Annotated in this window: 14 protein-coding genes and 1 pseudogene; 5 read left to right on the top strand and 10 right to left on the bottom strand. The window is 56.1% G+C overall.

Translation table 11 applies throughout. The features are described 5' to 3' along the window. Positions 1–71: 71 nt before the first annotated feature. Positions 72–260, top strand: a pseudogene (locus ACXKZD_RS09165) (tyrosine-type recombinase/integrase); the annotation flags it as partial. 48 nt (positions 261–308) lie between these two features. Further along, complete coding sequence (ttcA, locus tag ACXKZD_RS09160; protein ID WP_488982022.1) at positions 309–1,244, top strand: tRNA 2-thiocytidine(32) synthetase TtcA; 936 nt, start codon at positions 309–311, stop codon at positions 1,242–1,244. Between the two features lie 45 nt (positions 1,245–1,289). Here the strand turns inward: ttcA and ynaL are convergent, their stop codons facing one another. The 3 genes from ynaL to ACXKZD_RS09145 form a co-directional block, all read right to left on the bottom strand. After that, positions 1,290–1,436 (bottom strand): proline-rich small protein YnaL, encoded by a 147-nt coding sequence (gene ynaL, locus ACXKZD_RS09155; protein ID WP_010244632.1) that lies wholly within the window; start codon positions 1,434–1,436, stop codon positions 1,290–1,292. Positions 1,437–1,730: 294 nt separating this feature from the next. Beyond that, positions 1,731–2,714: a zinc transporter ZntB gene (gene zntB / locus ACXKZD_RS09150; RefSeq protein WP_010244630.1), complete on the bottom strand. Its 984-nt coding sequence runs from the start codon at positions 2,712–2,714 to the stop codon at positions 1,731–1,733. A gap of 117 nt (positions 2,715–2,831) precedes the next feature. Next, positions 2,832–4,451: a peptide ABC transporter substrate-binding protein gene (locus ACXKZD_RS09145; RefSeq protein WP_488982021.1), complete on the bottom strand. Its 1,620-nt coding sequence runs from the start codon at positions 4,449–4,451 to the stop codon at positions 2,832–2,834. A 152-nt stretch (positions 4,452–4,603) separates the two neighbouring features. Between ACXKZD_RS09145 and mpaA the strand changes: the two genes are divergently transcribed. Continuing rightward, entirely contained in the window at positions 4,604–5,311 is a 708-nt protein-coding gene (mpaA, locus tag ACXKZD_RS09140) for a murein tripeptide amidase MpaA (RefSeq protein ID WP_010670220.1), read from the top strand. Here mpaA and ycjG read toward each other — a convergent pair. Next, complete coding sequence (ycjG, locus tag ACXKZD_RS09135) at positions 5,286–6,269, bottom strand: L-Ala-D/L-Glu epimerase (protein WP_064691347.1); 984 nt, start codon at positions 6,267–6,269, stop codon at positions 5,286–5,288. The two genes, mpaA and ycjG, sit on opposite strands and share 26 nt — an antisense overlap. Positions 6,270–6,415: 146 nt before the next feature. Here ycjG and tpx point away from each other — a divergent pair, with 146 nt between their 5' ends. After that, positions 6,416–6,919 (top strand): thiol peroxidase, encoded by a 504-nt coding sequence (tpx, locus tag ACXKZD_RS09130; RefSeq protein WP_010244619.1) that lies wholly within the window; start codon positions 6,416–6,418, stop codon positions 6,917–6,919. Between the two features lie 367 nt (positions 6,920–7,286). Here tpx and tyrR read toward each other — a convergent pair whose 3' ends face one another. Further along, positions 7,287–8,852 carry a transcriptional regulator TyrR gene (gene tyrR / locus ACXKZD_RS09125; protein ID WP_031591537.1) on the bottom strand — a complete coding sequence of 522 codons (1,566 nt, stop codon included), beginning with the start codon at positions 8,850–8,852 and terminating at the stop codon, positions 7,287–7,289. 80 nt (positions 8,853–8,932) lie between these two features. Between tyrR and ACXKZD_RS09120 the strand changes: the two genes are divergently transcribed. Then, complete coding sequence (locus tag ACXKZD_RS09120) at positions 8,933–9,145, top strand: hypothetical protein (protein ID WP_153020891.1); 213 nt, start codon at positions 8,933–8,935, stop codon at positions 9,143–9,145. Between the two features lie 43 nt (positions 9,146–9,188). Here the strand turns inward: ACXKZD_RS09120 and ACXKZD_RS09115 are convergent, their stop codons facing one another. From ACXKZD_RS09115 to pspB, 5 genes are all read right to left on the bottom strand, one after another. Continuing rightward, positions 9,189–10,250 (bottom strand): YcjF family protein, encoded by a 1,062-nt coding sequence (locus ACXKZD_RS09115; protein ID WP_033787738.1) that lies wholly within the window; start codon positions 10,248–10,250, stop codon positions 9,189–9,191. Next, a complete protein-coding gene (locus ACXKZD_RS09110) occupies positions 10,247–11,644 on the bottom strand; it encodes a YcjX family GTP-binding protein (RefSeq protein ID WP_488982020.1) in 1,398 nt (465 codons plus the stop codon). The genes ACXKZD_RS09115 and ACXKZD_RS09110 overlap by 4 nt, the downstream gene beginning before the upstream one ends. After that, positions 11,625–11,873 (bottom strand): phage shock protein PspD, encoded by a 249-nt coding sequence (gene pspD, locus ACXKZD_RS09105; protein ID WP_010670225.1) that lies wholly within the window; start codon positions 11,871–11,873, stop codon positions 11,625–11,627. Before pspD ends, ACXKZD_RS09110 begins: the two co-directional genes overlap by 20 nt. A gap of 61 nt (positions 11,874–11,934) precedes the next feature. Beyond that, positions 11,935–12,285: an envelope stress response membrane protein PspC gene (gene pspC, locus ACXKZD_RS09100; RefSeq protein WP_010244595.1), complete on the bottom strand. Its 351-nt coding sequence runs from the start codon at positions 12,283–12,285 to the stop codon at positions 11,935–11,937. Beyond that, the gene (gene pspB, locus ACXKZD_RS09095; RefSeq protein ID WP_010244592.1) at positions 12,282–12,509 is read right to left on the bottom strand and encodes an envelope stress response membrane protein PspB; all 228 of its coding nucleotides are present in this window, start codon (positions 12,507–12,509) and stop codon (positions 12,282–12,284) included. Before pspB ends, pspC begins: the two co-directional genes overlap by 4 nt. Positions 12,510–12,523 lie beyond the last annotated feature (14 nt).

Here is a 12,523-nt window from a genome sequence, read left to right as displayed (position 1 = left end):
AAGACTATGCCATATGGTTACATCTTAGAGAATATTTTGATGGGAATAATTGCTCTGGATCTAGCATTCCCACGCACAATCCGTACCATACGCGGCATACTTTTGCCTGATGGTTGTTGTCGGCCGGTGCGAATCCTTCTTTTATAGCTAATCAGATGGGGCATGAAAACGCGCAGATGGTCTATGAGATCTATGGCACCTGGATTGAGGAAATGAACGGCGAGCAGGTCGATATGCTCAACGGCAAACTGGCAATCTAAAAATTTTTGCCCCTTATATGCCCCTTTTGGTTTTAGAGATAGTTAAAAATGCAAGAAAATCAATCAGTTAACCCTAAAGAACAGTACAACCTCAATAAACTGCAAAAACGTCTGCGTCGTAACGTCGGCGAAGCCATTGCAGATTTTAAAATGATTGAAGAAGGCGACCGCATCATGGTCTGCCTGTCGGGCGGCAAAGACAGCTACACCATGCTGGAAATTTTGCGCAGTCTGCAAAAAAGTGCGCCGGTCAACTTCAGTCTTATTGCCGTTAACCTCGACCAGAAACAGCCGGGCTTCCCTGAGCATATCCTGCCGGAATATCTTGAGTCGCAGGGCGTTGAGTATCGGATTATCGAAGAAGATACCTACTCCATCGTCAAAGATAAGATCCCGGAAGGCAAAACCACCTGCTCACTCTGCTCGCGCCTGCGCCGTGGCATTCTCTATCGCGTCGCAACTGAGCTGGGCTGTACTAAAATTGCGCTGGGCCACCATCGCGATGACATTCTGCAGACGCTGTTCCTGAACATGTTTTACGGCGGAAAAATGAAAGGCATGCCGCCAAAGCTGATGAGCGACGATGGCAAGCAGATTGTGATCCGCCCGCTGGCTTACTGCCGCGAGAAAGATATCATCCGCTTCTCAGAAGCGCGTCAGTTCCCGATTATTCCGTGTAACCTCTGCGGTTCTCAGCCGAACCTGCAGCGTCAGGTGGTAGCCGATATGCTGCGTGACTGGGATAAGCGCTATCCTGGCCGTATTGAAACCATGTTCAGCGCGATGCAGAATGTGGTGCCGTCACATATGGCGGATATCAACCTGTTCGATTTTAAAGGCATTAAGCATGGCGATGCGGTGGTTGATGGCGGGGATCTCGCCTTTGACCGGGAATCTCTGCCGCTGCAGCCAATTGGCTGGCGGGCTGATGAAGAGGATGCCCCGGATACCAGCGCGCGTCTGGATGTGATTCAGATTAAATAAGTGCTGGAAAGGTTAAGGGCGTGCTGCTGGCAGCACGCCCTTTTTTTATATGTTGCGATGCGGTGGTGGATCCATTATCGGCGGAAATTCCGGATCTGTCGGCGGATCAGGCTGGGGTTGTGGCTGAGGAATAGGCTCAGGAATCGGGATCGGATCCGTGGGGATCGGCTCGCTGTTAAGAATCGCGCTCATGCCGTACTCCTTTTGTTGCGAATGGACTTTAAGCTTAGGTAAGGAACGGCGTTACAGCCAGGCGGGCAAAAAAAAAGCCGGCACACGGGCCGGCATGTTTCGAATTAAATGTGCTATGCATTAATTCTAAATTAGGAAGTAAGACAATATGGAGCGCAACGCCCATCGCTTGACGTTGCATTCACCTGCGGGAGAGAGTTTGCGTCAGCAGCGACAATGGGTTCTTGATGTCGATCAGCTTTTGCGTCCTTAACTGGATTTTCAGCGCAGATAACCGATACGCTACGCATAACGCTAGAGCCAGCGCCGCTTGCGCAGGTACCCCGCTACCCCCACGGCCAGTGCCACCAGCAGCAGACAGAAGATAGAGAAACCGTATCGCCATTCGCCGCCTGGAATACCGCCCAGGTTGACGCCAAACAGGCCGGTCAGGAAGGTGGCTGGCAGAAAAATCATCGCCATCAGTGACATGGTATAGGTACGTCGGTTCATCGACTCCGCCATCGCAGAAGCAACCTCATCAGCCAGAATCGCGGTACGCGCCACCCCCGCATCCAGATCATCCAGCCCGCGTCCCAGCCGATCGGCGATTTCCTGCATCCGGCGGCGTTCGGTGTCATCCATCCAGGCCAGTTTTTCACTGGCCAGCCGCGCATAGACATCACGCTGCGGCGCCATATACCGCCGCATCACAATCAGCTGTTTGCGCAGCAGGCCGAGTTCGCCTCGTGCCGGCATCCGCTGGTCAAGCAGCGCATCTTCCAGCTCAATGATTTTGTCATGTAAATCTTCGATAAACTCGCTGGTGTGATCGGTCAGGGCATCACAGATATCGACCAGCCAGCTACCGCAGTCAATCGGGCCGTTACCATTCTGCAAATCCGTGAGGACTTCATCGACGGCAGAAACTTTACGCCGCCGGGTCGAGACGATGAGCTTATCGTTGATAAATACCCGCATCACCACCAGCTGGTCGCGACGCGCATCGCTGTTGTGGTTGACGCTGCGCAGCACGATCATAAAGCCGTCGCCCAGCCGGCTGACGCGTGGACGCATACTGTCGCCCGCTAAGGCGTCTCGCACGGCATCAGGGATTTGTGTCGTCGACTGCAGCCATTCCGCGCTCTTACGGTGGGTATAGTTCAGATGGAGCCAGCAGGGCTGCTCACACTGGATGACTTCATCTTCAGCAATCGGGATCATCCCGCCCTTGCCATCCAGCTGGCAGGAAATTATGGCATCTGAAACCTGTAACGCTTTTCCTTCAATTACGTCCACAACGTCGCCTCACTACTAAAATCAATACGATACAGTCTAGCGTGACGGTGTTGAGTTGCAATCTCCGGGCTGTGTAGAAAGATTTCAGAGGGTGGCCGGTTGACCGGCCACCTGCACTCAGTGCTTTTCAATCCACAGTTCGCGACTGTAGGCGACATCTTCAGGGTTAGTGATGGGATAGCCTTTGACCCAGGGTTTAATCAGGCGGCCATTGGTGTACTGATAGATGGGGGCGATCGGGGCCTGCTCAGCCAGGATCTGCTCGGCACGGTTGTAATCGCTGTTACGTACCTGATCGCTGGTCTCCCGACTGGCTTTGGCGATAACCGCATCATAATCCGCGTTGTTAAAGCGCGCGATGTTGCTGCTGTTGCCCGACGTCAGCAGATTCAGGAAAGTGGAGGGTTCATTGTAGTCACCGACCCACGAGGCGCGGATCACATCGAAGTTTCCGCTGTTACGGCTGTCGATATAGGTTTTCCACTCCTGGTTCTCCAGCGTGACATCCACACCGAGGTTCTTTTTCCACATTGAGGCCACAGCAATCGCAATCTTCTGGTGGCTCTCAGAGGTGTTGTAGAGCAGTTTGAGTTTCAGCGGCTTGCCGGGACCGTAACCGGCAGCAGCGAGCAGCGATTTGGCCTGTGCATTCAGGCTGTTCTGATCGTGCTGTTGCATGAACGTGGGCAGTGGCTTAAAGCCTGCTGTCACATCTGGCGTAAAGTGCCACGCCGGTTTCTCACCGGTTCCCAGCACTTTTTCAGCAATCACTTTCCGGTCGATAGACCAGGAGAGCGCTTTGCGAACCCGCACATCGGCAGTTGGCCCTTTCTGCGTGTTAAACGCGTAGTAATAGGTGCCTAACTGGTCAGGTGTGTAGACCTCTCCGGGCAGAGTTTTCTTCAGTAGTGCATACATGTTTTTCGGGAAGGATTCGGTGATATCAATATCGTTGGATCGATAACGTTTAGTGGAGCTCGACTCTTCATTAATCGGCACGAAAGTCACTTTCGTCAGCACCGAATGGGCATCATCCCAGTAGTGAGGATTACGTGTCAGTACGATTTTTTCATTCACTACGCGTTCGCTAAGCTGATAGGCCCCGTTGCCCACCAGTTTGCCGGGTGACGTCCAGCTGTCACCCTGTTGCGCAATGATTTTCTGCGGCACCGGGAAAAGTGCCACGTTAGCCACCAGCGCCGGGAACCACGGCACCGGACGATCCAGCGTCACCTTCAGCTGGTTTTTACTCTGGGCGACCACACCCAGCTTGTCGGGCGTCATTTCGCCTTTGGTTATCGCTGCCGCATTTTGAATACCGCTTAAGCCCGCGAACCAGGCAAAGGCTGAACTGTTTTTCGGATCGACCAGGCGCTGCCAGCTGTAGACAAAATCCTGAGCCGTGACCGGATCACCGTTCGACCAGCGCGCGTTATTACGCAGCGTAAAGACCCAGGTTTTGTTATCGCTGCTGCTCCAGCTCTGCGCCACGCCCGGCACGATTTTGCCCTGCGCATCCTGATTGGTCAGTCCTTCAAACAGATCGCGTATCACCTGAATTTCAGGCAGCCCTACCGCTTTAAGCGGATCGAGCGAAGCGGGTTCATCTTTAATATGGCGAACGATCTGCTGCTGTTCAGCCAGCTGCGCGCCAGCGGGTGGATTCGCCGCGATGGCGGGTGTGATGATGCTGCTCAGGCTGATTGCTGCCAGCGTCATGCGAAAGGTATTGACCATTATCACTCCTTTACCCCAAAGAAGCGCTGCATCAGTCTGTTGCCGATGCAACTTGTGCAGGGCACTTTAGCGCAAATGGCTGACAGATAAATAGCTATTTTCCGCACACGGCTTTTCCGCTACTTTTAGTAAAACCCTTTGAGGAAATAACTATGTCGCCACTCCATCCACGTCCCCTGCGCGGCAAACTGGACGTCCCCTATCAGCAGTATGGCCGCTCAGTGCTGGGTGCGCCGCTGCTCTGGTTTCCGGCGCCGCTGGGCGATCCCGAGAGCGGGTTGATTCTGGCGGGCACTCACGGTGATGAGAATGCGGCCATCGCCACCCTCTCCGCCGCATTACGGACGCTGCCTGATGGAATGCGTCGGCACCACGTGGTGTTAGCGGTCAATCCTGATGGCTGTCAGCTCGGACTGCGCGCGAACGCTAACGGCGTCGATCTCAACCGCAACTTTCCGGCGGCGAACTGGCAGTCAGGCGAGACGGTGTATCGCTGGAACAGCGCTGCCGATGAGCGTGATGTGGCGCTCTCGACCGGGGCTCATCCGGCTTCTGAACCGGAAACCCAGGCGCTCTGCGCGCTGATTCATCAGCTGAAACCACGCTGGATCGTCTCATGGCATGAACCGCTGGGCTGTATTGACGACCCGCATCAGGCAGAGATTGGTGGCTGGCTGGCCAGCCACACCGGCCTTCCGCGGGTCAGCAGCGTTGGTTATGACACACCAGGCTCATTCGGCAGCTGGTGTAAAGATCTCAGCCTGCCCTGCGTGACCGCTGAAATGCCGGTGATTTCAGTGGATGAAGCCACTGAAACCTACCTGGAGATGATGGTTAATCTGCTGCGCTGGCAGCAATGATCAGCTGACCGTTGCGCACTTTAATCGCCGGTTCTGCATCCACCGCCAGCCAGGTCGGCCCGTCGAGATCGGCAAAGCGGGTCTGCGGCACCAGCGGCAGTGCGGCGCGTATCGCCCGCGAGGTGCAGAGCATGCAGCCGAGCATTACCGCAAAACCCTGCTGCAGAGCCGCATTGGCCAGCGCCAGCGCCTCGGTGAGCCCGCCCGCTTTATCCAGCTTAATGTTGACCATCTCATAACGACCTCGCAGTGCCGCCAGACTTTCGCGGGTGTGACAGCTCTCATCGGCGCAGATGGGTAATGGATGGATAAAGTTCTCCAGCGCCGCATCCTCACCCGCTGGCAGGGGCTGTTCCAGCATCGCTACATTGATGTCCGCCAGCAGCTGACAGCGCGCCGCCAGACCTTCGGCGTGCCAGGATTCATTGGCATCCACAATCAGGGTCGCGTCCGGCACGGCGGCGCGAATCGCCATCAGCCGTTCGGTAATGAAATTATTATCCAGCTTAATCTTCAGTAGTGTTGCCCCATGCTGCCACAGCGCCAGCGCGCTGCTGGCCATCGCCTCGGGAGTATCAATGCTGACGGTCTGCGCGGTCACCACATCCTCCGGTGCAGTCACGCCACTAAGCTGCCAGAGGCTGCTCTGCTGCTGGTGTGAGGCGAGATCCCATAGTGCGCTGTCAATGGCGTTGCGCGCCGCCCCGGCGGGCAGCGCCTGTTGTAACGCCTCGCGCGTCATGCCCTGTTGCAGCGCGGGCAGCAGCGCGGCGATTTGCGCCAGCACCGACGCCTCGCTTTCACCATAGCGCGCATAAGGCGTCGCTTCGCCAACGCCTTTTACTCCGTCTTCCTCAATTTCAACCACCACCACTTTGACTTCAGTCCGGGTTCCACGGGCAATGACAAACGGCGTGTGCAACGGCCAGGCTTCGGGATAACTTTTTACCGTTCTCATTTCCACTCCACAATGTGCGACGCAGTGGCAGACCGCCACGTTAAATTCCACAATTGAACTCGTAAACCCTTAACATTTATGTCATAAACAACGGCTATCTTTAGCCGTTTTGTGTCAGATCTTTTTTATCATTAAAAGGAATCACTATGTCTCAGACTGTTCATTTTCAGGGTAACGCCGTACCGGTTGCTGGTCAGTTTCCTCAGGCTGGCGATAAAGCCAAAGCTTTCACGCTGGTAGCGAAAAACCTGGTCAACGTCGCGCTCTCTGAGTATGCAGGAAAACGCAAAATTCTGAACATTTTCCCGAGCGTAGATACCGGTGTCTGTGCTTCATCGGTGCGCAAGTTCAATCAGGCTGCAAGCGAACTGAATAACACCGTGGTGTTATGCATCTCTGCCGATCTGCCGTTTGCCCAGTCGCGCTTCTGTGGCGCAGAAAACCTGAACAACGTGGTGACGTTGTCGACGCTGCGCGGCTCAGAGTTTAAATATGATTATGGCGTGGAAATTGCCGATGGTGCGCTGGAAGGTCTGACCGCACGTGCCGTAATTGTGCTGGATGAGAACGATAAAGTGATCTACAGCCAGCTGGTTGATGAAATCACTACTGAGCCAGATTATGACGCTGCGCTGACCGCGCTGAAGTAATAAAAAAACGGATAACCGAGTTATCCGCTTCAAACTGCTGGCAAACCCGTATCAGGGTGGTTCTGGCAGCAACGAAGAAGCTCAACGCACAGGGAACCGGGTCAGAAGAGGAAAGCGTCACGCGCCAGGGACAAAAACGCCGGGAGCGTTTTTGAACAACGTAAAGCGTTGGCCCGGTTACGGGCGCACCTCAGGGATGAGGTGCGTAATCGCGCGTGCCGAGCGTGTCAGGGATGACGCCTTTTGCGTCTTTCCGATCTGACCCGGTTCCCTGAGCAGGCTCAGCCTCAAAGCCAGATGGGCCAGACTCTATCGACCATATCCAACGGATAATCAGCTTACCCACTTCTCACCTGCAGTCCGTCCCTTATTCGCTTTCGGTGCGCTTCTGCCCCAGACCATACTCCCGCAATTTATTCGCAATCGCCGTATGCGACACACCAAGCCGTTTTGCCAGTTTTCGGGTGCTGGGATAGGAGAGATAGAGCCGCGTCAGAATCGACCGTTCGAAACGACTGGTGATCTGATCCAGCGTCCCTTCCAGCGCCTCATCGCCCAGTGACACATCCAGTGCCTGTTCAGGCAACACGATATCCTGCGGACGCAGTTCGTAACCTTCCAGTTGGGTTAACGCCCGATAAAGCGCATTTTTAAGCTGACGCACGTTACCAGGCCAGGCGTAGCGAGTCAGAAAAGCGTTAAGTTGCGGCGAGAGTCGCGGACGCGCCATCCCCTGCTCATCCGCAAAGCGGGCAACAAACATCTCGGTCAGCGGCAGAATATCCTGCGGACGATCGCGCAGAGGCGGCAGTTGCAGCGTCAGCACATTGAGCCGGTAAAAGAGATCCTCGCGGAACTCCCCGCGCTGCACCAGCTCAATCAGGTTTTTCTGCGTAGCGCAGATTACCCGAACATTGACATGCACTTCATGCTCTTCACCGACGCGGCGGAAGGTACCATCATTGAGAAAACGCAACAGCTTGGTCTGCATTCTCGGCGACATCTCACCAATCTCATCCAGCAGCACAGAGCCGCCATTAGCCTGCTCAAAAAAACCCTTCTTACCTTCCAGCGCATTCGGATAGGCTCCGGCGGCATGACCAAACAGCTCGCTTTCGGCGACGTCATCGGGCAGAGAGGCACAGTTCAACGCCAGGAAGGGATTCTTGCCGCGGGCACTGCGCAGATGGCAGGCGCGTGCCAGCATATCTTTCCCGGTGCCGGTGTCGCCAACAATCAGTAAAGGCGCATCGAGCATCGCCAGTTTCCGCGCCTGATCCACCACCTGACGCATCTTCGGCGTGACAGCAATGATATGGTCAAACTCCGATTCATCGGTGACCACCAGATTCTGCAACTGACGACCCATGCGGGCTGTCGACTTCAGCATCACCATCGCCCCCACTGGCCTGTCGTTCTGGCCCTCTTCGCCCGGCAGATAAATAGGACGCGCTTCCATCAGAAAATCGCGGCCCTCAATGACCACATGCTGCGCCTGCGCTTCAACCCGATCGCTCTCCAGCCAGCGCATGAAGTTGAAGCCGTTAATCAGATTACCGGCGCTGAAGTTGCGCATCTTCTCTTCATCGAGATTAAACAGGTTCTGTGCGGCCGGATTAGCCAGTTCAACCTTGCTTTTCAGATCGATGGAGAAAACCGGATCCGGCATCGCCACCAGCAGGGCGCTCAGCGCACGATGCTCGCGTTCAGAGGGCATGTACGCTACCGTGCGCACATCTGTTACGCCCGGTGTACGCCTGATTTCAGCCATCAGATTGCTGAAGGCATCAAACTCCAGTGCAGAAAAGTTCAGGTAGATGCGGCCCAGCGCCGTGATTTCGATACCGCGTAAATCAATGTTGCGTGCCACCAGCAGATCGAGCAGTTCACGCGTCAGACCGAGTCGGTCCTGACAGAACACTTCCAGACGCATTGCGTTCGCCTTAATCAGGTTCAGATAAGACAATAATACGCTAAGTCGCGCACCTGCAGAAAGGGATCTGTCAGGAAAAGTTGACAGCTCCGGCGCGTATGGCGGACTTTTGTACTGCCGGAGAAAATCCTGATGAGTGGTCACAAATGTTTGCCGGGATGGCGCATTTTATCAGGGAGAAAAATGGAATGGCCTACACGCTGCCAGCGGATCCGGTGATCACTGATGAGTCGGGCTGTCCGGGTGAGTGTCTGGTCATCGACTCCCGACAGGTGCTGCGCCAGCCACACTAAAGAATAAAGGCGGCAATGCCGCCTTTAATTTGTCACGAGAGCGTCAGGCTGACTTATTACCGCCCTTCTGCAACGCCTCTTTCAACTGGCCCAGCAGCTCACGACGGAAATCGCCGAGCCGTGGTTTATCCTGCTCCAGCCACGGCAGTGGACGGCACAGCTCCATCGCTTTGATGCCCAGTCTTGCAGTCAGCAAACCCGCGCCAATGCCCTGCGCGGCGCGCGTGGAAAGCCGGGCGGCAATATCCTGCGACATCCAGTCCATACCCACTTCCCGCACCAGTTCGGAAGCCCCGGCAAAGGCCATGTTGAGCAGCACCAGACGGAACAGCCGGATGCGGCTGAAGTAGCCCAGCTCAATGCCGTAAATAGCCGCGATGCGATTGACCAGCCGCAGATTACGCCAGGCGATAAACGCCATATCCACCAGCGCCAGCGGGCTGACCGCAATCATCAGCGTGGCTTCTGCAGCGTGACGGCTGATTTCGCGCCGCGCCTGCCGATCCAGCACCGGCTGCACCAGTTGCGCATATAAGCGGACAATTTCACTGTCATTGTGGGTTTCGTGCAGCGAGGCATGCCAGCGCTGCAGGGCCGGATGCGCCTGATCCAGCTCTGCCTGCTGCGCCAGTTTTTCGCAGAAGGCCCGGCCTTTGCCGATGCCATGACTGTGCAGCAGCTCACGGCCCACATCCCGCTCCTCGGCGCGCTGACGCAGCTGATAGAGACGACGCCACTCGGTGGTCAGCGCACCCACACCCGCCAGGATGATCAGACCACCCGCCACGCCGCTGCCCAGTGAAAACCAGTCGCGGGTCAGCCAGGCGTCATGTGTCCACTGGACACCCTGCGCAATCACGCTGACGCCAAACAGCAGCACGCCAGCGGTCACCAGTTTGCGCCACAGGCTGCGCTTAGGTTTCAGCGCAGCCTCCACCGCCCGTTCACCTGCGCCCTCCTCTTCGACAGCGACTTCTTCATCCTGCACCGCCAGAAACGCCGCCTGCGCTTCCGCTTCAAAAGTCTGCGCCGGGCGCAGCGGCGTGGTGCTGCTCTCATCCAGCGGACGGGCAAAATCGATACGCGGCTTCAGCGGATCACTCATCGCAATTTATCTCCCAATAAAAATTCCAGCGCGGCATCCATGCGGATATGTGGCAGCGGGCGATCGACATCAAGCTGCTGCGGCCGGAACTGTTCAAACTGAAAACCCTGCTGCTGCCAGAAGGCATTACCGGGCAGACGCGGCGGGACTTCGCCCGGATAGACAGTGAGCGGCTCACCATCATCCAGCCGGTTTCCGCGCAGGGCCGGGATCTTCTCGCCGCGGTGATCGACCAGCCCGCTCTGCGTCGCCTGCACCGACGCCAGTCCGATGCAATCCATGCTAATCCCCTCAAACGCCGCGTTCTGCCAGGCATCCTGCACCAGCTGCTGTAACAGTGACACCATATTGCCGTGCTGATCGCTGGTGATGTGATCCGCCTTGGTGGCGGCAAAAAGCAATTTGTCGATTACCGGTGAAAAGAGCCGACGAAACAAGGTTCGCTGACCGTAATGAAAACTCTGCATCAGCTGCGTCAGTGCCAGCCGCATGTCGTTAAACGCCTGGGGTCCGCTGTTAAGCGGTTGCAGGCAGTCAACCAGCACAATCTGGCGGTCAAAGCGCAGGAAATGGTTTTTATAGAAACCTTTCACCACATGCTGACAGTAGTAGTTAAACCGCTGCTGCAGCATGCTGAAGTTACTGCCCTTGTCCGCCTGTGCCAGCTTAGTGAGTTGCGCTTCATCAGCCGTCGGCCAGGGGAAAAACTGCAGTGCGGGGGCGCCTGCCATATCGCCAGGCAGCACGAAGCGACCGGGCTGAATAAAGTGTAAGCCTTCAGATTTACAGCGATGCAGATAGTCGGTCCAGGCAGCGGCAATCTCTGCCAGCTGGGTTTCATCGGCGGGTGCAAGCGGGTCGAGTTTTTCGCAGAGGGTTCGCCAGGGCTTTGCCCACTCAGCACGATCGCCCTGCAGCAGATCGTTCATCTGCCGGGACCAGGCGAGATAATCCTGCGCCAGCATCGGCAGATCCAGCAGCCATTCGCCGGGATAGTCGACAATCTCCAGATAGAGTGTCGCGGTCTCTTTCAGATGACGCAGCAGCGAATCATTGGGACGATAACGCAGCGCCAGTCGCATTTCGCTGACGCCGCGTGTGGGTGTGGGCCAGGCAGGCGGCGTGCTGTAGAGCTGTGCCAGCCCTTCGTCATAGGTGAAACGGGCCGTGCCCATGTCACGCTGGGGCACCCGCTTTACGCCTAACAGGCGCTCATCCCGCACCACGGAAAACAGCGGCAAACGCGCGCCGCTGTGAACGGTTAAAAGCTGATTAACCAGTGAGGTGATGAAGGCGGTTTTGCCGCTGCGGCTTAATCCGGTTACCGCCAGCCGCAGGTGGCGATCAACGCCACGGTTCATCAACGCCATCAATTCAGTTTGCAGTCTTTTCATCTTTCTCCCTGATGAAGCGCGATGCCACCCGGTTCATCACGCGTTTCAGCAATGGCTCAAGCGCCACAGCCAGCAGCAGACGTAACGGGCGTCGCGCTACCGATTTCACTGCCCAGCCAGTGACACCGGCGGGACCGTAGGTAACAGCATTAATAATGATGAATTTAGCGGCCGACTTCAATGCAGGTGCCGCGCGGTGACGAAAAGCAGTGGATCGCGAAAAAGACATCAACACCTCCATTGAGTAAGCGAACGGGCCTGAGACAGGCCCGGCAATAACAGTAGCAGAATCAAATCTGGCGGAAGCGGCTGCGCACGCTGAAGGTTTCAGACGTCACATAGCGTTCCAGGTCGCGCACGCTGCGCTCATCCCGTTGCAGGGTGCTCTCCAGCTGATCCAGCAGTTCACTGGCACTGGGCTGGCGCTCAGTCTGGGAGGCAGAGGCGGGTTTCACATCCAGTACAAAACCCAGCACAAAGTAGGCGATCACCGTAAAGAGAAACAGGCCAAAGAACAGTGATAACACCACGATGACACGCAGCAGACGAACCGGGATATCGAGATACTCTGCCAGGCCTGCGCAGACACCCATAAATTTCCCTTCATCTGGCTTGCGCCACAACTTGCGTCCTTTAATCATGGCTGCCTCCAGTTTGGATGTTCGGCGTCCAGAATCGCTTCCAGCGCGTCAATACGTTCGCGCATCCGCTGCGCGTCCTGGGTCACGCGCTGCAGGCGCTGGATTTCGCTTTGCGACAGTTCCGAACCGCCGTTGCGTTTGTTGTTGTAATGCAGCCATAACCAGATCGGTGCGACAAACAACACGAAGATCGTTAACGGTATGGCGAAAAAAAGTGCGCTCATTGACTCTCCTTAAT

This window comes from Pantoea sp. ABR1s (assembly GCF_057812235.1).
Note: the sequence above shows the minus strand (reverse complement) of the source record. Positions and strands in the feature narration are given on the sequence as shown.

Coding starts and splice junctions, on each gene's coding strand:
- ttcA (WP_488982022.1), top strand. CDS start 309: ATGCAAGAAAATCAATCAGTTAACCCTAAAGAACAGTACAACCTCAAT.
- ynaL (WP_010244632.1), bottom strand. CDS start 1,436: ATGAGCGCGATTCTTAACAGCGAGCCGATCCCCACGGATCCGATCCCG.
- ACXKZD_RS09145 (WP_488982021.1), bottom strand. CDS start 4,451: ATGGTCAATACCTTTCGCATGACGCTGGCAGCAATCAGCCTGAGCAGC.
- mpaA (WP_010670220.1), top strand. CDS start 4,604: ATGTCGCCACTCCATCCACGTCCCCTGCGCGGCAAACTGGACGTCCCC.
- ycjG (WP_064691347.1), bottom strand. CDS start 6,269: ATGAGAACGGTAAAAAGTTATCCCGAAGCCTGGCCGTTGCACACGCCG.
- tpx (WP_010244619.1), top strand. CDS start 6,416: ATGTCTCAGACTGTTCATTTTCAGGGTAACGCCGTACCGGTTGCTGGT.
- tyrR (WP_031591537.1), bottom strand. CDS start 8,852: ATGCGTCTGGAAGTGTTCTGTCAGGACCGACTCGGTCTGACGCGTGAA.
- ACXKZD_RS09115 (WP_033787738.1), bottom strand. CDS start 10,250: ATGAGTGATCCGCTGAAGCCGCGTATCGATTTTGCCCGTCCGCTGGAT.
- ACXKZD_RS09110 (WP_488982020.1), bottom strand. CDS start 11,644: ATGAAAAGACTGCAAACTGAATTGATGGCGTTGATGAACCGTGGCGTT.
- pspD (WP_010670225.1), bottom strand. CDS start 11,873: ATGTCTTTTTCGCGATCCACTGCTTTTCGTCACCGCGCGGCACCTGCA.
- pspC (WP_010244595.1), bottom strand. CDS start 12,285: ATGATTAAAGGACGCAAGTTGTGGCGCAAGCCAGATGAAGGGAAATTT.
- pspB (WP_010244592.1), bottom strand. CDS start 12,509: ATGAGCGCACTTTTTTTCGCCATACCGTTAACGATCTTCGTGTTGTTT.